This is a genomic window from Yeosuana sp., assembly GCF_057126245.1.
The window spans coordinates 75376-98847 of record NZ_DBNGMQ010000077.1; the positions used below are offsets into that span (position 1 = coordinate 75376).

The 23472-nt window shown below is 31.1% G+C and carries 25 protein-coding genes; 10 read left to right on the top strand and 15 right to left on the bottom strand.

What is annotated here, in order from left to right; all coding sequences use genetic code 11:
* Nucleotides 1–55 precede the first annotated feature (55 nt).
* The 6 genes from AC15TD_RS10075 to AC15TD_RS10100 all read left to right on the top strand — a co-directional run bounded on the left by AC15TD_RS10075 (nucleotide 56) and on the right by AC15TD_RS10100 (nucleotide 4288).
* The gene (locus tag AC15TD_RS10075) at nucleotides 56–793 is read left to right on the top strand and encodes a DUF6090 family protein (RefSeq protein WP_484452019.1); all 738 of its coding nucleotides are present in this window, start codon (nucleotides 56–58) and stop codon (nucleotides 791–793) included.
* A 23-nt stretch (nucleotides 794–816) separates the two neighbouring features.
* Complete coding sequence (locus AC15TD_RS10080) at nucleotides 817–1581, top strand: DUF6090 family protein (RefSeq protein WP_484452020.1); 765 nt, start codon at nucleotides 817–819, stop codon at nucleotides 1579–1581.
* A gap of 11 nt (nucleotides 1582–1592) precedes the next feature.
* Nucleotides 1593–2309: a DUF6090 family protein gene (locus AC15TD_RS10085; RefSeq protein WP_484452021.1), complete on the top strand. Its 717-nt coding sequence runs from the start codon at nucleotides 1593–1595 to the stop codon at nucleotides 2307–2309.
* Nucleotides 2310–2427: 118 nt separating this feature from the next.
* Complete coding sequence (locus AC15TD_RS10090; RefSeq protein WP_484452022.1) at nucleotides 2428–3177, top strand: DUF6090 family protein; 750 nt, start codon at nucleotides 2428–2430, stop codon at nucleotides 3175–3177.
* 43 nt (nucleotides 3178–3220) lie between these two features.
* Nucleotides 3221–3994: a DUF6090 family protein gene (locus AC15TD_RS10095; RefSeq protein ID WP_484452023.1), complete on the top strand. Its 774-nt coding sequence runs from the start codon at nucleotides 3221–3223 to the stop codon at nucleotides 3992–3994.
* Between the two features lie 168 nt (nucleotides 3995–4162).
* Nucleotides 4163–4288, top strand: coding sequence for a hypothetical protein (locus tag AC15TD_RS10100; RefSeq protein WP_484452024.1), 126 nt, complete (start codon nucleotides 4163–4165; stop codon nucleotides 4286–4288).
* 100 nt (nucleotides 4289–4388) lie between these two features.
* Here the strand turns inward: AC15TD_RS10100 and AC15TD_RS10105 are convergent, their stop codons facing one another.
* From AC15TD_RS10105 to AC15TD_RS10115, 3 genes are all read right to left on the bottom strand, one after another.
* Nucleotides 4389–4967 (bottom strand): hypothetical protein, encoded by a 579-nt coding sequence (locus tag AC15TD_RS10105; RefSeq protein ID WP_484452025.1) that lies wholly within the window; start codon nucleotides 4965–4967, stop codon nucleotides 4389–4391.
* Between the two features lie 3 nt (nucleotides 4968–4970).
* Nucleotides 4971–6383 carry a M20/M25/M40 family metallo-hydrolase gene (locus tag AC15TD_RS10110; RefSeq protein WP_484452026.1) on the bottom strand — a complete coding sequence of 471 codons (1413 nt, stop codon included), beginning with the start codon at nucleotides 6381–6383 and terminating at the stop codon, nucleotides 4971–4973.
* 81 nt (nucleotides 6384–6464) lie between these two features.
* The gene (locus AC15TD_RS10115) at nucleotides 6465–7334 is read right to left on the bottom strand and encodes a PPK2 family polyphosphate kinase (protein ID WP_484452027.1); all 870 of its coding nucleotides are present in this window, start codon (nucleotides 7332–7334) and stop codon (nucleotides 6465–6467) included.
* 123 nt (nucleotides 7335–7457) lie between these two features.
* On the opposite strand from AC15TD_RS10115, the gene AC15TD_RS10120 reads away from it, so the two are divergent.
* On the top strand, nucleotides 7458–8231 hold the full coding sequence (locus AC15TD_RS10120) for a hypothetical protein (protein ID WP_484452028.1): 774 nt from the start codon (nucleotides 7458–7460) through the stop codon (nucleotides 8229–8231).
* A 20-nt stretch (nucleotides 8232–8251) separates the two neighbouring features.
* Here the strand turns inward: AC15TD_RS10120 and AC15TD_RS10125 are convergent, their stop codons facing one another.
* From AC15TD_RS10125 to AC15TD_RS10165, 9 genes are all read right to left on the bottom strand, one after another.
* Nucleotides 8252–9418 (bottom strand): sigma-54-dependent transcriptional regulator, encoded by a 1167-nt coding sequence (locus AC15TD_RS10125; RefSeq protein WP_484452029.1) that lies wholly within the window; start codon nucleotides 9416–9418, stop codon nucleotides 8252–8254.
* Between the two features lie 5 nt (nucleotides 9419–9423).
* Nucleotides 9424–10305 carry a mechanosensitive ion channel family protein gene (locus AC15TD_RS10130; protein ID WP_484452030.1) on the bottom strand — a complete coding sequence of 294 codons (882 nt, stop codon included), beginning with the start codon at nucleotides 10303–10305 and terminating at the stop codon, nucleotides 9424–9426.
* Between the two features lies 1 nt (nucleotide 10306).
* A complete protein-coding gene (locus AC15TD_RS10135; RefSeq protein ID WP_484452031.1) occupies nucleotides 10307–11623 on the bottom strand; it encodes an ABC transporter permease in 1317 nt (438 codons plus the stop codon).
* A gap of 2 nt (nucleotides 11624–11625) precedes the next feature.
* Nucleotides 11626–12552: an ABC transporter ATP-binding protein gene (locus AC15TD_RS10140; protein WP_484452032.1), complete on the bottom strand. Its 927-nt coding sequence runs from the start codon at nucleotides 12550–12552 to the stop codon at nucleotides 11626–11628.
* A 251-nt stretch (nucleotides 12553–12803) separates the two neighbouring features.
* Nucleotides 12804–13925, bottom strand: a complete 1122-nt coding sequence (gene dnaJ, locus AC15TD_RS10145; protein WP_484452033.1) for a molecular chaperone DnaJ — start codon at nucleotides 13923–13925, stop codon at nucleotides 12804–12806.
* Nucleotides 13926–13934: 9 nt separating this feature from the next.
* Nucleotides 13935–14483: a nucleotide exchange factor GrpE gene (locus AC15TD_RS10150; RefSeq protein WP_484452034.1), complete on the bottom strand. Its 549-nt coding sequence runs from the start codon at nucleotides 14481–14483 to the stop codon at nucleotides 13935–13937.
* A 307-nt stretch (nucleotides 14484–14790) separates the two neighbouring features.
* The gene (locus AC15TD_RS10155; RefSeq protein WP_484452035.1) at nucleotides 14791–16272 is read right to left on the bottom strand and encodes a hypothetical protein; all 1482 of its coding nucleotides are present in this window, start codon (nucleotides 16270–16272) and stop codon (nucleotides 14791–14793) included.
* 12 nt (nucleotides 16273–16284) lie between these two features.
* Nucleotides 16285–16875: a hypothetical protein gene (locus AC15TD_RS10160; protein ID WP_484452036.1), complete on the bottom strand. Its 591-nt coding sequence runs from the start codon at nucleotides 16873–16875 to the stop codon at nucleotides 16285–16287.
* Nucleotides 16859–17410 (bottom strand): RNA polymerase sigma factor, encoded by a 552-nt coding sequence (locus AC15TD_RS10165; protein WP_484452037.1) that lies wholly within the window; start codon nucleotides 17408–17410, stop codon nucleotides 16859–16861. The genes AC15TD_RS10160 and AC15TD_RS10165 overlap by 17 nt, the downstream gene beginning before the upstream one ends.
* Before the next feature lie 175 nt (nucleotides 17411–17585).
* Here AC15TD_RS10165 and AC15TD_RS10170 point away from each other — a divergent pair, with 175 nt between their 5' ends.
* The 3 genes from AC15TD_RS10170 (at nucleotide 17586) to AC15TD_RS10180 (ending at nucleotide 21110) form a co-directional block, all read left to right on the top strand.
* Nucleotides 17586–18158, top strand: a complete 573-nt coding sequence (locus AC15TD_RS10170) for a DUF2911 domain-containing protein (protein WP_484452038.1) — start codon at nucleotides 17586–17588, stop codon at nucleotides 18156–18158.
* Between the two features lie 91 nt (nucleotides 18159–18249).
* Nucleotides 18250–20223: an LTA synthase family protein gene (locus AC15TD_RS10175; RefSeq protein WP_484452039.1), complete on the top strand. Its 1974-nt coding sequence runs from the start codon at nucleotides 18250–18252 to the stop codon at nucleotides 20221–20223.
* A gap of 5 nt (nucleotides 20224–20228) precedes the next feature.
* The gene (locus AC15TD_RS10180) at nucleotides 20229–21110 is read left to right on the top strand and encodes a diacylglycerol/lipid kinase family protein (RefSeq protein ID WP_484452040.1); all 882 of its coding nucleotides are present in this window, start codon (nucleotides 20229–20231) and stop codon (nucleotides 21108–21110) included.
* Between the two features lie 26 nt (nucleotides 21111–21136).
* On the opposite strand, the gene AC15TD_RS10185 is transcribed toward AC15TD_RS10180, so the two are convergent.
* Genes AC15TD_RS10185 through AC15TD_RS10195 form a run of 3 tightly spaced genes read right to left on the bottom strand, consistent with a single transcriptional unit; the run spans nucleotide 21137 to nucleotide 23320 of the window.
* Nucleotides 21137–21700, bottom strand: a complete 564-nt coding sequence (locus AC15TD_RS10185; protein ID WP_484452041.1) for a phosphatase PAP2 family protein — start codon at nucleotides 21698–21700, stop codon at nucleotides 21137–21139.
* The gene (locus AC15TD_RS10190) at nucleotides 21700–21927 is read right to left on the bottom strand and encodes a hypothetical protein (RefSeq protein ID WP_484452042.1); all 228 of its coding nucleotides are present in this window, start codon (nucleotides 21925–21927) and stop codon (nucleotides 21700–21702) included. The genes AC15TD_RS10185 and AC15TD_RS10190 overlap by 1 nt, the downstream gene beginning before the upstream one ends.
* A 16-nt stretch (nucleotides 21928–21943) precedes the next feature.
* Complete coding sequence (locus AC15TD_RS10195) at nucleotides 21944–23320, bottom strand: MATE family efflux transporter (protein ID WP_484452043.1); 1377 nt, start codon at nucleotides 23318–23320, stop codon at nucleotides 21944–21946.
* Between the last annotated feature and the right edge of the window lie 152 nt (nucleotides 23321–23472).

Consider the following 23472-nt stretch of genomic DNA (forward strand, 5'->3'; position numbering starts at 1 on the left):
CAAATAGTAAATTAATTTTAATGAATTGAATATTGGTTTTAATTATAACTCTTTTATGATAAAACTCTTCCGTAACATCCGAAAAAAACTAGTTGCAGAAGGCAAAACTGCCAATTATCTTAAATATGCCATTGGTGAAATTGTGCTAGTGGTAATTGGTATTCTCATTGCATTACAGATAAATAACTGGAACGAAAATAGAAAACTTCAAAAAGAGGAACTTATCGTTTTGAGTGATATTAAAAATAATTTACAAACTATGTTAGTTTCATTTAGTGCTGATACTCTTTCAAATTCCAGTGATATTGTTCAATATGAAAAAATAGAAAATTATATAGCTAATGATTTACCTTATTCAAATGAACTAGACAGTGTGTTTGGAATATTAACTTTCTGGAACAATACGTACATAACGGCAACAGCGTATAATTCATTGCAAAGTAAAGGTCTGGACCTGATTAAAAATGAAACCCTTAAGAAGGATATAGCTGATATGTATGAGTCGAATCTCAAAAAACTTACTGAAGATTACCAACAAGGAGAGAGTCAACTGAACACAATAATAGTTGAACCATTTTTAATAAAGCATGTAAAAAGGCTCAAAAACAAATCATTAAGAGTTGCCAGGCCAAACGATTTTGAAAGTCTTAAAAAAAACCAAGAATTCTCAAATATTTTGAGTAATCTTATAAGACAACGGAAAAGAGGCATCGAAATGTACTCAGAAGTAATGACTAAAATGCAAATATTAGTTGATAAAATTAATTATGAAATTGGTTTGAGAAAAGAATGAAATAAAGTGACACATAACCAACCATGATAAAACTGTTCCGTAACATTCGTAAAAAACTATTAGCAGAAGGCAAAACTTCCAACTATCTTAAATACGCTATTGGTGAAATTATATTGGTGGTTATTGGCATTTTGATTGCATTACAAGTTAACAACTGGAACCAAGAAACCAAAGACTATAGATTAGGTGAAGATTATTTGTTAAGAATCCATCGCGATATAGTTCAGGACACCACTAAATTCAGAGGCATAATCACTTCTAATAATGTTTTGAGAGAAGATATTAAAAGCGCGCTTGATACTTTATACCAGGGTATTGACAATATAGAACAAGTTAAATATATAGGTGCTATCTATGATCAAGCCTTAGACCAAGTTTTTTCTCCAAATGATAATACCTATCGGGGTATGGTAAGTTCAGGAGCTTTGGGACTGATTCAAAATCTAGGGTTAAAAGAAGAAATTATCGATCTTTATAGTGAATACGATCAAAAAAAGGCAATATTATCTGGAATAGGTAAATGGATGATTACAGTTGCTACTGAAGAGACTATACAAACAGATTTTTTAAAATTTAATGATGGCGTTTCTGATATTTTTACGTCACCTGAAATGCTAAATGAAAATGATTTTTCCTTTTTAAATAATAAAGAAGATTCAAGATTTAAAATGTTTGTTAAAGCAATTGCTGCAACAGCTTTTTATCAGAGTGCTAGCAATACCTATTACCAAGAATTGATAAATAGCTGTTACATTGTTCTACAACATATTGATCAAGAATTAAAATAAAATAATCAACCATGATAAAACTCTTCCGTAACATTCGTAAAAAAATAGAAGCAGAAGGCAAAACCACGAACTACCTAAAATACGCTATTGGGGAAATTGTATTGGTGGTCATCGGGATTTTGATAGCGCTTCAAGTAAATAATTGGAATGAAGGAAGAAAGGACAAAAAGTTTGAATACGAGATTCTTTCACTTATCGACCAAAACCTTAAGCAAGACTCTATTTCATTGTCCTTTGAACTCTCAAACACAAAGCTGGCCATAAAGTTAACCGATCGTTTATTAGATCAAGTAACATTAAAAAATTATAACGACAGCTTAAATATATGGATGGGGAAGATTATTTGTTTTGAGCGTTTTAGATCTCAATCCAGCGCTTATGAAATGTTGAAGGCAAAAGGTCTGGAAAATATCTCGGATAAAACACTTCAAATGGCGCTAATATCCTATTATGATGAAAGCTTATATCGCATTTATCAAAGTTTAAATGACGTTGAATTATCATTTAACAACGATTGGACTCCATTAATAAAAAAAGAGTTTTCAGATTTTAAATGGACTATTTACTGTCAGCCGACAAATTCTAAAGAATTCTTTGAAAAGCCATCTACCATTACGCTATTTAAGTTATTCAATGATAACAGAAGTGGCTCAGTTAGAAATGGAGAAAAAGCACTCGAAAAAATTTCTGAGATTAGAAAACTAATCATAAAAGCTAATAAATCATGATAAATATCCGTCGTAACATCCATTATCAAAATAAAATTTTACGAAGTAAATACACATGTTTATTGAACATTTGGTTGAAATAGGCACTTTTTTTGCACCAAATTATAAATAAGAACATATGCTAAAATTATTTCGAAATATTAGGAAGCAATTACTCAATGAAGGCAAAACCACTAATTACCTTAAATATGCCATTGGCGAAATTGTGCTAGTAATAATTGGTATTTTAATTGCATTACAGATTAATAATTGGAATGAAAACAGAAAAAGCAAACAACAAATGCTTATAAATATCAGCTCTATTAAAGAAGATATTCAGACTGAAATTTTTGATTTTCAAAGAATTAAAAGTATTCTGAAACGTCAAAAAGAAGCAGGCAGAAACATCATTCCTATAATGGAATCAGAAAATAGAATCGTAAAAGATTCTCTTAAGTTTATATTAGATTTTCAGTCGTTAACAACAACTGCAAATATTCCTAAACGCACAAACACTTGGAACTTTCTAAATTCTACTGGAATAGTATCAGAATTTCCAGATTCAAAACTTCAAAAAATGCTTAAAGGATATTACACCAAATTTAATCAAGTTTCAGAAGGTTTATTGAAATCAGGAACACCAAGTCGCTTAGAACTTCGGAAATTAAAATATGAACTTTTTACAGATTCAGAACATAGAAAGTTTTTCCCGACGAAAACGCCTAAAGCTCCTAACAAAGATACTTACAATACTATTTTTAATGACAAGAGAGTTTTACCAATTTGCAGATATATTGACAGTAATGGAACTTATTTTGAGTCAGGAATTGCTACATTACAACGTAAAGGGGAAGAAATTCTTGACTATTTAAATAAAAATTATAAATAACTATATGATTAAATTTTTCCGTCATATACGCCAAAACTTAATTATGGAAAACAAAAGCTCCAAATACTTTAAATACGCCATTGGTGAGATTGTACTTGTGGTTATTGGGATTTTAATTGCTTTGCAAGTGAACAACTGGAATGAAACACGTTTAGAACAAAAAAGAATCAGGCAATATGCAAAATCATTGGTTCAAGACTTAAAAAATGATATTAAGATGCTTAAAGTGAGTCAATTTCAGGCTGAAAAAAAATTCATGTATATAGATAGTTTAAGACAATACGTTAATCTTACACCACTATCAAACTTATCCAACACCTTTTTATATGTTATCGCTCATGATATTATGTATCGTCCTTACCTTTGGAACCGCGCAACATTAAATGAATTAAAAAATTCAGGAGGGCTTCGCTATATTACCAATGATAGTTTGCAAAAAAAACTAGTGGCTTATGAAAGTTTTTCAAACCATTTAGATGAAGACTTTCAATTCGATAAGTCCAATGCTGAGAAAGGAGACGACATAATGGCATTGCTTCTAAATTTAAATTCAACTTTTATTTCTGAAATTATTGTTTGTGAAAATACCAATTTTAATAATCCTAACTTCAATATCTACGATACTGAAGAATATAGAACTTCAAAAGAAAACGACCTAAAACTTATGCGCTATGATGAAGACCTCATTCAACAATTTGTAAATACGTTTATATTAATACAAGATAACTATCGTACTCGTGCCTTTAAAGAAATGCCAGAAATAATTGAGGATGCACATGAACTCATAGCGCTTTTACAATTGGAATATGAGTTTTAATATTTAATTAAACTCGTTAAAAACATTTGAAAAAAACTTAAAAAAATACAAATCCACTAAATACTTTAAATGCACAATTGGTGAAATTTTAATGATTACCGGACTAAAGAGAAATGAAAAATTAATTTTTTGTAAAAAATTTGAGATAGAAATTGGTATCTTGTCTTTATGAACGGTTTTGACATTGTTATGGTTATTGCCATTATCCTTTTTGCAAGATTAGGTGTAAGGTTGGTTACTGGTTATATAAAAATGAAAAGAGATAATAATACGAAAGACGACACACAAGATTAGACTCGAGCTTCATAAAAATGAAACTAATTGTTGATTTCTTAGCCGAAATCTTATTAAGCTTAACCTTGTCGTGTGTTTTGGCACAAATTTTACTATAGTTTCAATCTTTCACTTTCCCAGAGAAGAGACTAGCCTTTGAATTAAAAGGATTCCCTGAAGATCGTCTTAATAATACCACCTGTCCACAATGCCATATAGCATCTTCAATGGGTCCGTTAATATTATTCCAAAAAGGAAATTCGCGTTCTCCAAAGATTAATTTAAACTGTGAGATATCCTCTGAAGTTCTCAAAATATCTGCAGCTGTTTTAATATTTATTAAGGTTTGTTTACGTTTTTCTTCAAATGCCATGTCGCCTTCTTCATTATTTCCACCATTAGGCTTTTTTAAAGTAGCATTTACAATAACTTTTGATAATCCGTAAATATGGTCTATCGTTTCTCCTGAAGTACGTGCCATATCATTAGGCCTAAGAACCAGATCTTCAGCTCTTAACCCTTCACTTGCCCAATAATATCTAAAACCTAATCCATCTAACATTCTTGCCGTAACAGCACCTGCGGAATACGATTCTGGATATTCTGGAATTTCATAATATGGTAATTCTTTTTCCATCATTTCTTGAGCATAAAAATTAGTAACAAAACATAGTATAATAATATGAATAAGGGTTTTCATAACTTAATCTTTTAAACGTGTTGTGCCTGAAATAGGATTAACCCCGTATTTATCATATAGATACATTAAGCTAGTCATAGTAGCTGCACCAAGTTCTAACTCTCGCTTATTTACAGCATCAAACGTATCATTACTTGCATGGTGATAATCGAAATAACGTTGTGAATCTGGGCGTAATCCTGCAAGTACATTATTCTCATTTTTTAAAGGACCAACATCTGCTCCACTGCCTCCTTTTTCAAAATAATGAATTAAATACGGTTTGAATAAGGGTTGCCAGCCTAATACTTGATTAAAAGCAGCATCACTACAATCAAATGAAAAACCACGTGGAGTAAAGCCTCCAGAGTCACTTTCTAAAGCAAATACATGGTTTTCTCCTTTTAACTTAGCTTCTTCAGCATATTTATTTCCTCCACGTAAACCATTTTCTTCATTCATAAACAAAACAACTCTAATACTACGTTTTGGTTTTATACCTAACTCTTTCAATAGTCTTAAGACTTCCATTGATTGCACAATACCAGCGCCATCATCATGCGAACCATCACCTAAATCCCAAGAATCTAAATGCCCACCAACAACCAAATATTCTTTTGGGAATTCGCTACCGGTAATTTCCCCAATGACATTATACGACTGGACATCTTTAAGTTGCTTACAATTTTGTTTAAAATAAAACTGTACGTTTTTATCAAGTTCTAACATCGTACTTAAAAGTTCTGCATCATTGGTGCTTATGGCCGCCGATGGAATTCGTTCAGTAACAGGAACATCATTATAGGACATCGCTCCAGTATGAGGCAAATCGTCTAATCTTAAATTCATTGAACGCACGATAACACCAACAGCACCATATTTTACGGCCTCAACAGCCCCTTGATATCGCTGATTTACACATCCACCATACGCCTGATGTGTCTGAATTAAATCGGCTTGCATGGGTCTGTTATAAAAAACAATTTTTCCTTCAATATGTTCTTTTCCTAAAGCTTCTAATTCTTCAAAATTATGAACCTCAACAACATTGGCTTTTATTCCTAATGATGGGGTAGCCACAGAACCTCCTAAAGCACAAATATTAACAGTAGTTGTTTTTCCTGGTTTCGTTTCTATAAAAGCATATTCTTTAGCTCCACGAACCCACTTAGGAACCATGACAGGCTGTAACCATACTTTATCTAGTCCTAATGCTTCAAGTTCTTCTTTGCCCCATTCAACAGCTCTTTCTGCGCCTAACGACCCTGACAACCTGCTTCCTATTTGATTTGATAAATAATTTAGCCAATCATAGCTTTTTCCATTGGTTAAAGACTGTTTATATATCTCTTTAATGACTTCTTCATCATTTTGCGAATAGGAAGTTATTGAAAATAAAATACAAAAAAATAAAAGGGCTGGTTTTAACCTGTTCATATACTAATTTTTAAGTTTTAAAGATAAACGATATAACATGTTAATTATGTGAAATAAATCTTAAATGATGAATTGTTCTGACTACTTCTCATTTTCTAGTTGTTTTTTATACAAATCTATATTGGCTTTAATATCATCATCAAGCTCTGGTTCCTTAATATCCTTATATTCTTTTAGCGCATCATACATGATTTTTGCTACCAAATAGCGCGCTGAATCTTTATCATCAGCCGGTATGTTATACCATGGCGCATGCGATTTAGACGTTCTGTTAATGGCGTCTTCATAACATTCTTGATACTTGTCCCAAAGTTTACGCTCTTTTAAATCACCTGGAGAAAATTTCCAGTTTTTTTCTTGTTTTTCCAATCGACGCAATAATCTGTTTTTCTGTTCTTCTTTTGAAAGATTTAAAAAGAATTTAAAAATAATGGTGCCATTTTCGGTAATATGTTTTTCAAAATTGTTTATTTGTTGAAAACGCACATCCCAAAACGCCTCATTAATATCATCTATAGAATTTACTGATGGTAAATTTTCACCTAAAATATAACCTGGATGTACTTTGGTTACAAGCACATTTTCATAATGTGTCCTGTTAAACACACCAAATTTACCACGTGCAGGAAGCGCAATGTAATGTCTCCATAAATAATCATGATTCAATTCCAATTCAGTAGGTACTTTAAAACTATGTACTATAATCCCACGCGAATTAAATTCTTTAAATACTTCGCGAATTAAACTGTCCTTACCTGAAGTATCCATACCTTGAAGACAAACTAAAACAGCATATTTACCATGTGCATACATAGTGTCTTGTAACTTGCTTAATTTTTTGCTAACTTTTTTTAGCTTATCATCGGCATCCTCAATGACTAATTTTGTTTGACTATTTTTAAGTGAGATTTTTGAAGTTACTTTAAACTCGTTAGGCGAAATATTTTTCATAAATATCTAGAATTATCAAAATTTTGATAAATATACTAAAACATTAAATTCTTCAATAAGCTTATCTATCTCTAAAAAATTAGTAAATTCGATTAACCAACCCATGAACCAAATCTAATTACCATGAAAAAAATCTTTTTATTTTCATTGATTTTTGTTGTTTTTTCAGAAATTCAAGCACAAAACACACCATGTATGTCTGCCGATTCATTTCTGATATATGCCTATTCAAATGTAAAAGATGCCTACGAGGCGAATAATATTCAACATTTAAAATATTATTCAGACAAATCATTGAAATCTTTTGAAAAAGCGAAAGGAAGTTTAAAAAAATGTGGTTGTGATCCTGCTTTTGAATTAGCTTATAATGCAAAAGAACTTATGGCAAAAGTTAAAGCAACAAACACATTTGAAGATGGTCGCTTTTATGTAAAAAGAGCTAAAGAAATAACCCAAAATTGCATTACCGAATTAAACAAATGTACCATTCCTTCATTCAAAGAATTAGAGGAACCTGTGATTGCCGAAGAAAAAAGTGATGATGATGATTTAAAGACCTTACTTAAGGAACAAGAAAAATTAGAACAGCAACAATTAGCTCTTAAAATTAAAGAACAGGAACTATTAAAAAAGCTTGATACTCAAAAAAATAAAGAAAATCTATTACAAAAGGAAACGCTTATAAAGGACTTTAAAGCCGTGCTTAGATTAAACATCACAACGTGCAATAAGGTTTTAAAAACATATAACTGCACTTCAAAATTGACTGATTATGATAAAAATAACACCACTTTAGTTTATGAATCTATTGATGATATTAAAACCTATTACCTTAATATAACTAAAAAAATGAACGCCGACTATTTAGAAAAACTTAATCAATGCCATGTAAATTAGGCCAAATACTCATTTAATGTCTATAATTTTGACGCGAATAGTTTAACATCGTTTTCAGTGACTTCCTTATCACCTAGAATGATTAACCGTTCTATAACATTTCTAAGTTCTCTAATATTTCCAGTCCAATCATAATCTTTTAATAATTTAATGGCTTTATCTGTAAAAATCTTTTTTGATGTTCCGTGTTCACTCGCAATTTTTTCTGTAAAATGATTTATAAGAAGCGGAATATCTTCTCTTCTCTCATTTAATGATGGTACTTGTATTAAAATAACAGCCAGACGATGATATAAATCCTCTCTAAAGTTTCCGTTTTCAATTTCCTTCTTCAAATCCTTATTAGTAGCAGCAACAACTCTAACATCTACCTTAATATCTTTATCGCTCCCAACACGTTGAATTCTATTTTCCTGAAGCGCACGTAATACTTTTGCTTGAGCTGATAAACTCATATCCCCTATTTCATCTAAAAAAATAGTGCCTTTATTAGCCGCTTCAAATTTTCCTGCCCTATCTTTTACTGCGCTCGTAAAAGCGCCTTTAACATGACCAAACAATTCGCTTTCAATAAGTTCGCTTGGTATTGCTGCACAATTAACCTCGATCATAGGTCCCGAAGAACGCTCACTTTTTTGATGCAACCAGTGGGCCACAAGTTCTTTTCCTGTTCCATTCGACCCGGTAATCAACACACGGGCATCTGTTTGTGCGACTTTTTCAATAATGTCTTTAATATGTGAGATGGCTTTACTCTCGCCTATCATTTCAAAGTTTTTGCTAACTTTCTTTTTTAATAATTTATTCTCAACAACAAGCTCCTTTTTATCTAAAGCATTTCTAACAGTATTAAGAAGTCTATTTAAATCTGGTGGTTTTGAAATGTAATCAAAAGCTCCCATTCTCATAGTATTTACAGCTGTATCTAGGTCGCCATGACCAGAGATCATTACAATAGGAATTTCTGGTTTAATTTTTTTTACGGCTTCTAAAACTTCAACACCATCCATTTTAGGCATTTTAATATCGCAAAGCACTAAATCAAAATCATCTTTTTTAATTTTCTCAACCCCTTCTAATCCATCTTCTGCTTCTTCAACTTGATAGGTGTCGTTTTCTTCTGAAAGAATTTTAACTAGCACGCGTCTGATAGCAGCTTCATCTTCTATTATTAAAATTTTTGGCATATTGTTTAACTTTTGTTTTGAAATAAGTGAACATCCCTTTGAGGAAATGGTATGGTTATATTATTTTCTCTAAATAATCTATCGATCTCAAAGCGAATATCACTTTTGGGGTTATTAGCATTAAAACTATCTTCTAAAGTAAAAATCACTTTAAAATTAAGGGAACTATCTCCAAACTCTGTAAACTGAACTAAAGTGTCTGAATGGTCTATAACATCGGGCTGGGAATTTGCAGCCTGTATTAATAACTTCTTTACTAATTGTACGTCACTGCCATAAGCAACACCAACCTCTACATTTTCTCTGGTTGTAAATCCGTTTTGTGTCCAGTTATAAAGGCTGTTTTCTAAATATAAATGATTGGGAATTATCAAAACCTTATTACCAATGGTTACTGCTCTTGTTGTTCTTAATTTAATTTCTTCAACTCTTCCTATTTTTCCATCAATTTCAATAATATCACCTACGTGAACGGTTTGGTCAATAAGAATAAAAACACCCGAAATAATATCTTGAAACAAGGTTTGAAGCGCAAGACCAATTCCTATTAATAATGCTGCAGATGCCGTTAAAACTGTTGTAACATTAACACCAATACTATCTAATGTAACCAAAAAAATAATTAAATAAATAAGCCATCTAAAATAACCAAATACGACTTTAAATTTGGCTTTATCATCAACAGGCAGTCTTCTTGTAATTAACTTTAATATGAGCCTGAGTATTATCGTTGTTACAAAAATGACTGTAATAATAATTAAGACATCTTTGACTGAAATACTAATATCTTTTCCAAAATCTATATATTGGTTTAAAAAAGATGTAATATTTTCCCAAATGGAACTTTTCTCTACCGCCTTTTCTATTTTCTCTAATTCCTGATTCATTTTAATATTTTATCCACTTAATCAATTCTTTGTAACTAGGTTTTTTTCCATACATTAAAATGCCGACTCTATAAATTTTTGCAGCAAACCACACGGTTAATATAAATGTGCCAATTAATAACAATAATGAAACCAACTGCTGCCATATTGGAACGCCAAACGGTATTCTCATAAGCATAACTACTGGTGATGTAAATGGAATAAACGAGAACACTGTTGAAACAGAACCATGAGGATCTTCTATTACTGTAAAAAACCCAATGTAAACTGCTAAGATAAGAGGCATTAAAATTGGCAACATAAATTGCTGTGTATCAGTCTCATTATCAACAGCAGCACCAATGGCAGCATATAACGAACTGTATAACAAATACCCACCAATAAAGAATAAAATAAAGGCTATAATTAAATTAGCTATCGGTAGATTATAAAATGCATTTATTAAATCTTGAATTTGCATATTTACATCTGGATTTTCCATCGCCTGCTGCAGTGCTTGTTGTTGATTCCCTGTTTGCATTTGCGCCATATCGATACCAAAAATTGCAGAAACGACAAACATTAATACACCACCTATAATAATCCATATTACAAACTGTGTGATGCCCGCTAAGGAAGTTCCAATAATTTTACCTAACATTAATTGCATAGGCCTAACGGATGAAATAATTACTTCTATAATTCTACTGGTCTTTTCTTCAATAACACTGCGCATAATCATATTACCATAAATGATAATAAACATAAATAACAAATAACCCGCAGCGCCTCCAAAAGCTAGTTTAATAATACTATCTATTTTAGATGTTTTCTCACCATCAAAACTTTCTTGCGCAATAGTGATGTTCGTTTTTATTGCTTTAATCATTTCAAGATCAACACCTTGATCAAGTAGTTTTAAATTTTCTATTTTCTTTTCAATTTTAGATTCTAAACTTGAAATTACTGTTAACGAAGGAGATTCTTTAGAATAAAACTTAATATGATTTGAGATTGAATCAAGATTCGTTGTATTTTGAACATGCAATAAACCATAAGCTTCGGTTTGCTTAACCAACTCTTTAGCCTCATTCAAAGACATGTTTTCAAAAACATTATACGTTGTATTATCTTCACTTTTAAAAGTATCTTGAACTAAACCTGTTTCATCTAAAATATCAATAACTCTTTGTTTATCATTATTAAGTTGAGATAAATAGGCAACAAGCGCTATAAGTCCAATCATAATCATCGGACTCAAAATAGTCATAACAATAAATGACTTGTTTTTAACCTTTGTTAAATATTCGCGCTTTATAATAAGTGGTAAATGATTCATAATTAATTATTCTTTACTGTTTGAATAAAAATGTCGTTAACACTAGGTATCAATTCAACAAAATGTGAAACTTCTCCTTGATGGCATAAAAAATTCAATAAATCATTAGACTTTTCACCTTCAGAAAGCTTAATATTAAGTTTTAATTCATCACCTATTGTTTTAAAATTAGCTCGCGAAACATGAAATTTATCTGAGAGTTCTTGTTGTAAACTTTGTTTATTATTTGATAAAATTCCAACTTCAAAAGTATTGGTTTTATATTGCCTTTTAATATCAATTAGTTTCCCATCAAGTATTTTATTTGATTTGTCAATTAAGGCAATATCATCACAAAGTTCTTCAACCGATTCCATTCGATGCGTTGAAAAAATAACCGTAGAACCATCTTCTCTCAATTTTAAAATTTCATCTTTTATTAAATTAGCATTTATAGGGTCAAAGCCAGAAAAAGGTTCGTCAAAAATTAAAAGTTTTGGCTGGTGCAAAACTGTTACAACAAATTGGATTTTTTGAGCCATTCCTTTTGATAGCTCCTGAATTTTTTTGTTCCACCAGTCACCTATTTCAAGTCTATCAAACCAATATTTTAGTCGTGTTTTTGCTTCTTTATGACTTAAGCCTTTTAATTGGGCTAGATAAAGCGCCTGTTCACCCACTTTCATAGACTTATAAAGTCCGCGTTCTTCCGGTAAATAGCCTATATCTTTTATGTGCGTAGAATTCAAGGGTTCTCCATCTAAAATAACCTTGCCAGCGTCTGGCATGGTAATTTGATTTACAACTCTAATAAGCGTTGTTTTACCGGCACCATTTGGACCTAACAGACCGTAAATACTACCTTTTGGAACGGAAATAGAAACTTTATTGAGAGCGGTAAATGAACCGAAATTCTTAGAGACTTCTTGTACTTCTAATATGCTATTCATTCTCGTTATTAATTGTAAGTTTTGTAAATATATTAAATGTATACTATTAACATTTATAATAAAATGATAAAGTTTTTAAACGGGTTAAAAAACAAAACCCACCCTTAAAAAAATTAAGGATGGGAAAAAAATTGCTATGAAAAAGAAAATATCACTAAAAATTAGTGATGTTCAAATATAATGTTTTTTATTAAATAATTAATAAAATTATAAGATAACTTTTATTCAAATAGAGATTAAAACAGTTTGAATTAGGAAAACATATCTTTTACTTTTTCAAAAAAAGATTTATCTGTACTCTCTGGCTTAGGCGTAAAATGCTCATCTTCTTTCATAGTTTCAAAAAATTCTCTTTGCTGTTTACTTAATGTTTTTGGTGTCCATACATTTACATGAACTAACAAATCACCTTTACCATAACCATTAATACTTGGAATACCTTTACCTCTTAATCTTAAAATTTTTCCAGATTGAACGCCCGATTCAATTTTAATACGAACCTTACCGGTAACTGTATCAATTTCTTTTGATGTCCCTAAAATGGCATCTGGTAAACTTACATATAAATCATAATGTAAATTATCGCCTTCACGCTGTAAAGTTTCATGCGCTTCTTCTTCAATAGCAACTAAAAGATCTCCAGAAATACCATTTCCTGGTGCTTCATTTCCCTTACCTGCAACTTTTAATTGCATACCATCAACCACACCAGCCGGTATTTTAATTGAAACTGTTTCTTCAGCAACTTTCAATCCTTGATTATCAGCATCAGAAGGTTTTTTATCGATTGATTGTCCTGCTCCACCGCACACATTACAAGGCGATGCTGTTTGCATTCTACCTAATATGGTATTGGTAATTCTTGTTACTTGACCACTACCATGACATGTAGAACATGTTTTATAAGTAGTGCCTGGAGCCTGAACTTTACGCCTAACTTTTATTTTTTTATCAACCCCATTGGCAATTTCTTCAAGAGTCAATTTCACTCTTATACGTAAATTACTTCCTTTAACACGTCGTTGACCACCACCACCGCCAAAACCTGAGAAACCTCCCCCACCGCCAAAAGCACCGCCGAAAATATCACCAAACTGACTAAAGATGTCATCCATATTCATGCCGCCACCGTTAAAACCACCACCACCTTCAAAGGCTTGATGTCCATATTGGTCATAACGTGCTTTTTTATCAGCATTACTTAATACCTCATAGGCTTCAGCTGCTTCTTTAAATTTAGCTTCAGCTTCTTTATCATCTGGATTTTTATCTGGATGATATTTAATTGCCATCTTTCGATAAGCCTTCTTTATATCGCTTGAAGAAGCTCCTTTACTGATTCCTAAAATTTCGTAATAGTCTCTTTTTGCCATGTAAATATATTATTGTCCGATAATAACCTTAGGGAAACGAATTACTTTATCACCTAAAGCATATCCTTTTTCAATAACGTCTATAATTTTTCCTTTTAAATCTTCTGAAGGAGCAGGTATTTGGGTAATTGCTTCATGATTATCTGCATTAAAAGCATCACCATTAGACACCTCAATAGAAGACAAGCCCTTTTGCTCCAGAGTTGATTTAAGTTTATTACTAATTAACTCAACGCCTTTTAAAAGGTCTTTTTCTTTAGTTTTCGAAATTTCATTATAAGCTCTGTCAAAATCATCTAAAACTGGAAGTAATGCTTTTATTACATCTTCATTCGCCGTTTTAAAAAGTTCTATACGCTCTTTTGAGGTACGTCTTTTGTAATTTTCAAACTCAGCAAATAACCTTAAGAATTTATCTTTTTCTAGTTTTATTTCTTCTTGCAATTTTTCTTCAACAGATAGTTCTTGTTGCTCTTGGTTTTCTATGGTTTCCGTTTGATTTTGAACATCTTCAACTTGTTCTTTATCAATTTGGTCATTTTTATCTTTCTTACTCATTGTAAAACTCTAATTTATACAAATACAAAAGTTAGTTGGCAAAAGTACTGCCATTATTATAAAAATGTCAAAATGTCATCAATTTTTTTTTAAAAATTTTCAGACATATATTTTATTTCAAAACAAACTTAATATCGCTTCAAACTTTTATTACAAAAGGTATAGATCTTTTACAAGGAACTTTATCTATTTAAAAGTTATCAGAATATATATTTAAAGAAGAAATGTGTTGAGAGATATTAATCAATCTATCAGGCAGATTGAACGACAAGTAGCGTAGGCATTAAACTATTGGGATTAGCAACTTTTATTGCATGACAACATTGCTGTATTTTGCATTAACAACAATAGTCTTTTGACTACTCAAATCTCCAGCAGAAAAAGTTGAAACGTTGTTTTTTTCAACCTTTTCAGGATGCGAAAACCTTGATCTATTGCCAGTATACTGTAAATTATAATTGACATGTGGAAGTTCTATAATGGCATCGCTGTTTTCAATTGTAATATTTAAATTATTAAAAGAATCATCAATTTTCGATATGGTTAAAGTACCTATACTCCCATTTATAATAGCACTATTAATTAAATTACCAATTGAAATATCAGAAGATTTTGAGTTTAACATTAGTCGCTTAACATTATTTATTTCTGCTTTTTTCACATATTTTAAATCTAGCGACCCTAAATTCCAATTTGTCACATTTAAAGTTGAGTAGGAAGCATTAATGGAAGATGTACTTCCATTAATGCTGCTAGCTAGTAGTTTAGAGTAATATAGTTCTGCGTTAATATTATTAATAACAGATGTCAACTTAAGTTCACCATGCTTAACATTAAGTTTTAACTTAGAATCTTTAGGCATTTTTATGATGATTGTTTTCTTAGCTTTTGAATCGCTTTTACCATGAATTAATTTTCCAATTTTAACACGTCTTTCTTCAGATAATTTGGAACGCTCTTTTGCGCGTTCTTCCCTTACTTTTAAACGCTCTTCTAATTCTTTTTTCTTCTCGTCCTCTCGGTTTTCCTTTTGATCTTCAATTCTTGCTACGTAAGCTTCTATTCTCCCTTCATTGTGTTTGATTTTTTCTGCAAGACGTTCTCCATATGCTTCCATTTTTTTTGCATAGTCTTTTCCATACTTCTCTTCAAATTCTTTTCCGAATTTTTCCCCCCATGCTTCCATTTTTTTTGCATAGTCTTTTCCAAAAGTGGATTCAAATTTTTTAGTATATTCTTCCAAATACTTTTCTCCATCCTTTTTATAAGCACCATAATCAAAATAGAAGTTTTTAGTTCCTTCTGGCAATTCTGGTAATTCTGGCATATTTGGCATTTCTGGCATCTCTGGCATTTCCGACATAACAAAATTGAAGTTCATCTCTGGCATTTCTGCTAATTCGTACTTAAGCTCTCCTAAAACAACTTCAACAATATGATCATTTCCATCACTATGAACTACATCCCATGAGTTTGTTGCATTCGCTTTACTTGAAATAGACACTAAATTAGAAGACCCATTAACGTTAACATCCCAATTTTTAAGGGTAGCTTGTAACTCTTCTTTTGAAAGTTCGTCACTTTCAATATAAGCTTCTATAGACACCTCATTTTTATTCCATGTATCAAATACAATATCACAATTACTTGTATTTAAATCGATTGTTACATCTTTATCTACTTTAATTTTCTGTGATACTTTGGTTAATTTTTGTTGACCCGACATATTTCCGACCATAAAAACAAAAACCACTAATAGTTTTAGTTTTAATATAATTGACTGTTTCATTTTTTTGATTTTTTAGATTGATTGTGATGCTTCCTCTTGAATTTCTGAAGCACTAAATTCCTTTAATTGTTCTCTTAATCTGTATAAAAGATTTAATCGATATTTTAAATTATCAATTAAAGCATTTACGGTGAGCTCGCTCGGCCCATTTTCTGTTAACTCTAAAGACAAGCGATTGTATTCATCATTTAATTCGTCAAGTTGTTCTAAATACCCATCGACTAAATCCTTATTGTCTGGACTATATTCCATTTTCGACAACTCCAGATTGATACTAGCTAAATAATAGTCTTCAACTTTCTTTAAGCCAGGAGACACGTCTCCTAATGATTTTGTTTGAACCGTATCTAAATTAGCGACCTCAGTATTTGACGATGCTTTATCATCACCATTAAGCGGTTTAAAATATTTAAAAGCACCAAAACTGAAACTTAATAACAAAACAATACTTGCAGCTATTTGCAACCAATTAAAATTTCTTTTCTTTTCAACAGACATTGCTTCATCTAACTTTTTTAGAAACCTTTTTTGATGATTTGAAGGCATCTTTTCTTGAGTCAATCTTTGCTCATTTTTTAATAACTCTCTAATATCTTGTGCCATCTTTCTTAAGTGTTAACAGTTCTTGTAATTTTACTTTACCTCTAGATAATTGCGTTCGTGATGCTACTTCTGTGATATTTAAAATTTCTGAAATCTCTTGATGGTCATAACCTTCAATTAAATACAACATTAAAACATATTGGTACTTATCAGGCAATTCTTCAATAGCCTTTTTCACATCATCAATTGTAATAGCATCCTCTACTAACCATTTGTCATCATGCGCGGTATCAACAACTTTGAGGTGCACCTCTTCCAAATCAACTAACCGTTGTTTTTCAGATTTTAAGAAATCAATACTTTTATTAACGACAATACGTTTTAACCAAGCTCCAAAAGTAACCTCTGCTTTGTATTGATGTAGTTTAGTAAACGCTTTAATAAAAGCTTCTTGTACTACATCTTCAGCATCATGAGCATCTTTCAAAAACCTTTTAGCAACAATATACATCCCGTCGCAGTACTGGTTGTATAACTGCAATTGTGCTTTTCTGTTGTTTTGTTTACATTGTTCAATAATGTCAACTTGAAACATGCTTATACTCTTTTTGGTCTTAGTTAGTTCTTTTTAAAAGACGATAGAAAAATAGGAGTGTTGCAAAATTTGATATTTTTTTTCTGAATTCATACAAATTTTTATAATTATACGTTAAGTATTTTTCATATATATCATTTTAATATACCTTTAGCGTTTAAATTTTTAATTATCTATGAATACGTTTTTAAAACGAACCCTTATTATTTTAACAGTAATCGCATTAGGTCTTTTTTTATACTCCTATTTTGTTGAAAATATTTTTACCTCTCGTCTCAGTCCGAAAGACAGTGTTGAGTTTAAGTTAAATGATTTAAAAGTGAAAGTTACTTATAACCGCCCATCTAAAAAAGGACGTGAGATTTTTGGAGCTTTAGTACCTTATAATAAAGTCTGGCGTACTGGTGCTAACGAGGCTACTACATTTACAACTAATCAACCTTTGTTTATTAGAGGTTTTACGATTCCTGCAGGAGAATATACGATTTGGACTGTGCCAAGAGATAGTGTTTGGCAAGTGATGTTTAATACAAAAAAATATCCCTGGGGTGTAGATGAAGAAATGAAACCTATGTGGGACCCTAATTATGATTTGTTAGAAATTGATGTTCCCGTTGAGAAATTAGATACGGTAGTAGAAGAATTTACCATTGGTTTTGATAACAGTACCGACAAATTAAAACTCACCATGGCGTGGGACCAAACTAAAATAGCAGTTCCTTTAGAAACCTCGAAAACAACGAAATAAAAAAACGCTTTTTAAGACAATATAAAGGGAATACTTAGTTTTTTTTTAAGCTTATCAAATTACTTTTGTACAACACAAAAAAACTAAATTCATGTGGAAAAAATTGTTTCCAGAAAGATTTTCGTTGCTTAAAGCTTATATTTTAATCTTTTTAATTTTTTCATTTTTTGTTAGAATTATCTTCTTCGTCTGGAGTATCTCTGAAACCGATACGTCTATCTTTAATTTAATTTTTACATTTTTAATTGGTTTTATCTTTGATGTGGGAACCGTTTCCTTTTTTGTATTACCATATGCGATATATCTTCTAACTGTTCCAAAAAAAATTAATGGCTCGCTATTAGATAAGGCTATTACTTACTTTGCTTACTCATTAGGAATCATAATATTTTTATTTTCGTTCTTTGCTGAAATTACATTTTGGGAAGAATTTAAAAGACGATTTAATTTTATTGCGGTAGAATATTTAATTTATACTAATGAAGTTATAAAAAATATTAATGAATCATATCCTATTCCGTTACTCTTCGTTGCCATATTTATAGCATACCTGATTCTTCTTTTTTTCACTATTAAAAAAGGAGCCTTTAAAAAAACGTTTCAAAGCAACAGCACCTTTAAAGAGAAGCTTATTCCAACCTTGATTTTTGGTATTATTGTTTGTGTTTTCTCAGCCTTTGTTCTTAACAAAGATTCAGAACAATTTAATAACAGATATAATAATGAACTTTCTAAAACTGGTATTTATTCCTTCTTTTCAGCCTTCAGAAATAATGAATTACCTTATTTGAAATTTTACAAATCTCTTGATGATGATGTGGCTTTTGATACGCTAAAAGAACATTTGGCGCATGACGACGCAGAATTTATTTCACCTAATAAACATGACATATTAAGAACTATTAAAAATGCAGATTCAATAAATATACCTAGAAAACCGAATGTCATATTTATTTGTGTTGAAAGTTTAAGTGGTAAATTTTTGAATTCTTTAGGAAGTGATTTAAACATTACACCACATTTAGATTCATTAGCAAATAATGGATTATTTTTTAACAACCTCTTTGCCACAGGAACACGGACTATAAGAGGTATGGAAGCTATTACACTTTCGATTCCGCCAACGCCTGGAAGAAGTATTGTAAAGAGAACTGGTAATCACGATTTATTTACGGTTGGTGAAGTTTTTAAACAACAGGGCTACGAAAGAAATTTCTTTTATGGCGGTGATGGATATTTTGATAATATGAATACCTACTTTGGAGGTAATGGTTTTAATATTGTTGATAGAGGCCGTGGTTTTTTATTAGACAATACTATTAAAACTAAACGAACTAATATTGAAGATAGTGAAGTTGTTTTTGAAAATGCTTGGGGTGTTTGTGATGAAGATCTATATAAAAAAGTGATAAAAGACGCGGATAAAGCGTATGAAGACGGAAAACTCTTTTTTGATTTTATCATGACCACATCCAATCATAGACCTTACACGTATCCTGAAAACAGAATAGACATTCCATCTGGAACCGGACGATATGGCGCTGTAAAATATACCGATTATGCCATTGGTCAATTTATTAAAAATGCTAAAACAAAACCATGGTTTGAAAATACCATTTTTGTTATTATGGCAGATCATTGCGCCAGTAGCTCAGGACGTTGGGAACTCGATGTTCAAAATTATCGTATTCCTTGTATTATTTACAACTCTCAAATTATTGCACCTCAAAAAGTTGATAAACTGTGCTCTCAAATTGACTTATTCCCAACTATTTTCGGATTACTTCATTGGGATTATACCAGTAATTTTTTTGGTGAAGACGTTTTAAAAATGTCGCCTGACGATGAACGGGCTTTTATAGGTAACTATAGAAAATTAGGGCTTTTAAAAGGTGAAAACATAATGGTACTGAATGAACAAAATCAATCAAGTTTTTATAAATGGAATACAACTGATAACAGCTTAACCGAAATACCAACTGACGATTCATTTTTAAATGAAACGATTTCATATTACCAAGTAGCCGATAATTTATATAGAAATAACGGCCTTAAAATAAAATAAACCATTTGATACATATACACTTTATTATAAACCCAATTGCTGGATCTGGCAATCATAATATTAATCAAGAGTTCCTAGAATCCTTTTTTGATAAAGCCTTTTACAATGTAACGGTTAAGTTTTCTGTATATAAAAATCATACAACTCAGTTAACGCTTGAATCTGTTGCTCAAAATCCAGATATTATTGTTGCTTGCGGTGGGGATGGGACCATTAACGAAGTTGCATCTTGCATAATCGATAAACCTATTTTGCTTGGAATTATCCCATTGGGTTCGGGAAATGGCTTGGCCTCGAACCTTAAAATACCAAAAAAAATAAATAAGGCTATTGCTATAATTAAAAGTCAACAAACTAAAACAATAGACGTTGGTCGTTTAAATAATAAATATTTTTTCAGTAATACAGGTGTTGGGTTTGATGCCTATGTTATTAAAAATTATGAAGAATCGAATAGCAGAAAACTTTTAAGCTACATAAAAGCATTTTTTAAAGCTTTAAAAAGCATCAATAATACACGCGAAATTGAAGTGAATGTTAACCAAGAAGCGTTTCGTTTAAAACCTTTTATGATTTTTATTTCTAATTCTAATGAGTTGGGTTATAAAGTTAGTCTTACACCTAAAGCGTCTTTAGAAGATGGGCTATTAGATATCCTAATAGTCTCTAAGTTAAATGCTTTTAAAATAGTCTTATTTAGTTTTTTAATGGTTTTTAAAAAGCATCATCTGATAAAAGAAGTAAAAAGATTTCAAACAAAAAACATGTCTCTTAGCAGAGGAGGTATCAATCATTTTAAAATGCAAATTGATGGCGAATATCATTTACTTGAAACAAATACTATAACTATATCAATATCAGTAAAGGCATTAACTGTAATTGCATAACCCGATATAGAAACAGGTAATATATTTTAGTTAAACTTACTTACTAGAAACTTTCCTAGTTTATAAAAAACGAAACCTGATAAAGCACCAAATGTTAAACCACAAACAATATCCAACGGGTAATGAACTCCAACATATATTCTACTATAGGCGACTACAGCACTCCAAAATAGCAAAATAAAAATTAAATTTTTATAAAATGGCCTTAACAATAAACCGGCGAAAACAGCCGCAGCCATAGAATTAGAAGAATGCCCAGAGAAAAAACCATATTTACCACAACGCACTGCAATAAAACGCATTTGATCAGTTAGACTCTCTTCGCCACATGGCCGTGGTCTTTCAAAACCACGTTTAAAAATATTCGTTATTTGATCTGTAAATGTTATCATTAAAACGATAACAACCACAAAAATTAAAAGTGATTTTAAACCATATTTCTTGTAAATAAGAAATAATAAGAAAGCATACAAGGGAATAAATGTAAACTTATAGGTAATAATAAGCCATAAATTATCCCAAGCAGAAGATCCTAAATTATTTAAATATAAAAAAAGTGTGGTATCGTATTCTAAAAGTTGTTCAATCATTACTCTTCGTATAAAGAAACTTCTCTATCATAAAACTCGGTAGCTAATTTTATAGCATTTTCTGTTTCTGACGCTAATTCGTTTTCATCATCTTGATCAAAATCTTCAAACCATTCTACCTCATCATTTTCAAGGTTAATAATAAATCGAGGAAATTCTGTATGAATTACAAAAATAGCGTTAGGATAATCGGTATTATCGCCTAATATAAATTTTGGAAGCTCCATGATGTTTTTTGTTTTTTTAACTGTTCGACAAAATTAGCTTTTTGGTTAGATAATTAAATCTAAAATACAATAAAATTGCTGCCGAGGTTAATCCTGCTAGCAGTCCTAACCAAATACCGAAACTTCCGTAGGCATCTTCTTTACCTAAAAACCAACTCACCGGAAATCCAATCACCCAATATGCCACGAAGGTTATTAGCGTTGGGATTTTAACATCTTGAAGCCCTCTTAATGCTCCTAAAACAATCACCTGAATACTATCACTTATTTGAAAAATAGCCGCGGCTATTAGAAGTTTAGAGGCAATTCCAAGAACCTCGATATTATCTAATAAATTTTTAGCATCATCAAAATCAACATAAATTTTAGGTAATAAATTATGAAAGCTAAAAAATAAGACGGCAAACACAAAAGCTAAAAGAATGCCAAAAAGGAATATTGAGAAAGCGATACGACGCAATTCATAATAATTTTGCAATCCTTTTTGATTTCCAACTCTAATCATTGCTGCAACACTTAATCCCATAGCGACCATAAAGGTCATAGAAGATAAATTTAAAGCTATTTGATTAGCTGCTTGAGGATTTTTACCTAGAGTGCCACTTAACCAAATAGCCGCTGTAAAAATAGCCACTTCAAAAAACATTTGCATGGCACTTGGTGCACCCAAGTTTATGATTTTTTTAAGCATTAACATATCTAAAACAAAAAACTTAATATTGGTTACAAAAGCTTTAGACTTTTCTTTTCCTTTAAGTAAATACCACAGGTGGGCGACCATTATAAATCGTGAAGCTAAGGTTCCATATGCAGCCCCAACAATACCTAATTCTGGGAAACCGAATTTTCCAAAAATCAACAGATAGTTTAAAACGATATTCACAATATTCCCTAAAAGGGTTGCATACATGGGATATCTTGTCATAGATAGCCCATCACTAAATTGTTTAAAAGCCTGAAAAACAATGAGAGGAATTAGAGAGAATGCTACTAAATTTAAATATGGTATCGCCAAAGTCACCACTTCAACCGGTTGTTTCATAAAGAACATCAGTGGCTTTAGATAAAATACCATTAAAAACATAGTGATTCCTAAAACAGTGCATAAAAATAAACCATGTTTAAAAGAAGACTTACCTTTTATGAAATTCTGTTCGGCATCAGCTTCTGCAATTAAAGGGGTAATGGCTGTTGAAAAACCAATCCCTAATGACATCGCAATAAACATAAAGCTATTACCTAAAGAAACGGCTGCTAATTCTGCAGTACCTAATTGACCAACCATTATATTATCAACAAAACTAACAAAAGAATGCCCTAGCATTCCTAACATCACAGGAGCTGCTAGTTGCCAATTATATTTAAATTCTTTTGTGTAATTTTTTAAAAACATTTTGCAAATGTAACCCTTAGGCGTTGCTTTTGCCTATTTTCTTAATGTAGAATTAACAATATTTAAAATTTAGTTAATAATTTGGCACAACCTAATAATCAACAATGTTTTATTTTAAGGGAATTACTAAATTATAAACTCAAGGTTTCAAT

What these genes read in the sequence shown, in the direction of transcription:
- AC15TD_RS10075 (WP_484452019.1), top strand. Translation starts at nt 56, where the DNA reads ATGATAAAACTCTTCCGTAACATCCGAAAAAAACTAGTTGCAGAAGGC.
- AC15TD_RS10080 (WP_484452020.1), top strand. Translation starts at nt 817, where the DNA reads ATGATAAAACTGTTCCGTAACATTCGTAAAAAACTATTAGCAGAAGGC.
- AC15TD_RS10085 (WP_484452021.1), top strand. Translation starts at nt 1,593, where the DNA reads ATGATAAAACTCTTCCGTAACATTCGTAAAAAAATAGAAGCAGAAGGC.
- AC15TD_RS10090 (WP_484452022.1), top strand. Translation starts at nt 2,428, where the DNA reads ATGCTAAAATTATTTCGAAATATTAGGAAGCAATTACTCAATGAAGGC.
- AC15TD_RS10095 (WP_484452023.1), top strand. Translation starts at nt 3,221, where the DNA reads ATGGAAAACAAAAGCTCCAAATACTTTAAATACGCCATTGGTGAGATT.
- AC15TD_RS10100 (WP_484452024.1), top strand. Translation starts at nt 4,163, where the DNA reads ATGAACGGTTTTGACATTGTTATGGTTATTGCCATTATCCTTTTTGCA.
- AC15TD_RS10105 (WP_484452025.1), bottom strand. Translation starts at nt 4,967, where the DNA reads ATGAAAACCCTTATTCATATTATTATACTATGTTTTGTTACTAATTTT.
- AC15TD_RS10110 (WP_484452026.1), bottom strand. Translation starts at nt 6,383, where the DNA reads ATGAACAGGTTAAAACCAGCCCTTTTATTTTTTTGTATTTTATTTTCA.
- AC15TD_RS10115 (WP_484452027.1), bottom strand. Translation starts at nt 7,334, where the DNA reads ATGAAAAATATTTCGCCTAACGAGTTTAAAGTAACTTCAAAAATCTCA.
- AC15TD_RS10120 (WP_484452028.1), top strand. Translation starts at nt 7,458, where the DNA reads ATGAAAAAAATCTTTTTATTTTCATTGATTTTTGTTGTTTTTTCAGAA.
- AC15TD_RS10125 (WP_484452029.1), bottom strand. Translation starts at nt 9,418, where the DNA reads ATGCCAAAAATTTTAATAATAGAAGATGAAGCTGCTATCAGACGCGTG.
- AC15TD_RS10130 (WP_484452030.1), bottom strand. Translation starts at nt 10,305, where the DNA reads ATGAATCAGGAATTAGAGAAAATAGAAAAGGCGGTAGAGAAAAGTTCC.
- AC15TD_RS10135 (WP_484452031.1), bottom strand. Translation starts at nt 11,623, where the DNA reads ATGAATCATTTACCACTTATTATAAAGCGCGAATATTTAACAAAGGTT.
- AC15TD_RS10140 (WP_484452032.1), bottom strand. Translation starts at nt 12,552, where the DNA reads ATGAATAGCATATTAGAAGTACAAGAAGTCTCTAAGAATTTCGGTTCA.
- dnaJ (WP_484452033.1), bottom strand. Translation starts at nt 13,925, where the DNA reads ATGGCAAAAAGAGACTATTACGAAATTTTAGGAATCAGTAAAGGAGCT.
- AC15TD_RS10150 (WP_484452034.1), bottom strand. Translation starts at nt 14,483, where the DNA reads ATGAGTAAGAAAGATAAAAATGACCAAATTGATAAAGAACAAGTTGAA.
- AC15TD_RS10155 (WP_484452035.1), bottom strand. Translation starts at nt 16,272, where the DNA reads ATGAAACAGTCAATTATATTAAAACTAAAACTATTAGTGGTTTTTGTT.
- AC15TD_RS10160 (WP_484452036.1), bottom strand. Translation starts at nt 16,875, where the DNA reads ATGGCACAAGATATTAGAGAGTTATTAAAAAATGAGCAAAGATTGACT.
- AC15TD_RS10165 (WP_484452037.1), bottom strand. Translation starts at nt 17,410, where the DNA reads ATGTTTCAAGTTGACATTATTGAACAATGTAAACAAAACAACAGAAAA.
- AC15TD_RS10170 (WP_484452038.1), top strand. Translation starts at nt 17,586, where the DNA reads ATGAATACGTTTTTAAAACGAACCCTTATTATTTTAACAGTAATCGCA.
- AC15TD_RS10175 (WP_484452039.1), top strand. Translation starts at nt 18,250, where the DNA reads ATGTGGAAAAAATTGTTTCCAGAAAGATTTTCGTTGCTTAAAGCTTAT.
- AC15TD_RS10185 (WP_484452041.1), bottom strand. Translation starts at nt 21,700, where the DNA reads ATGATTGAACAACTTTTAGAATACGATACCACACTTTTTTTATATTTA.
- AC15TD_RS10190 (WP_484452042.1), bottom strand. Translation starts at nt 21,927, where the DNA reads ATGGAGCTTCCAAAATTTATATTAGGCGATAATACCGATTATCCTAAC.
- AC15TD_RS10195 (WP_484452043.1), bottom strand. Translation starts at nt 23,320, where the DNA reads ATGTTTTTAAAAAATTACACAAAAGAATTTAAATATAATTGGCAACTA.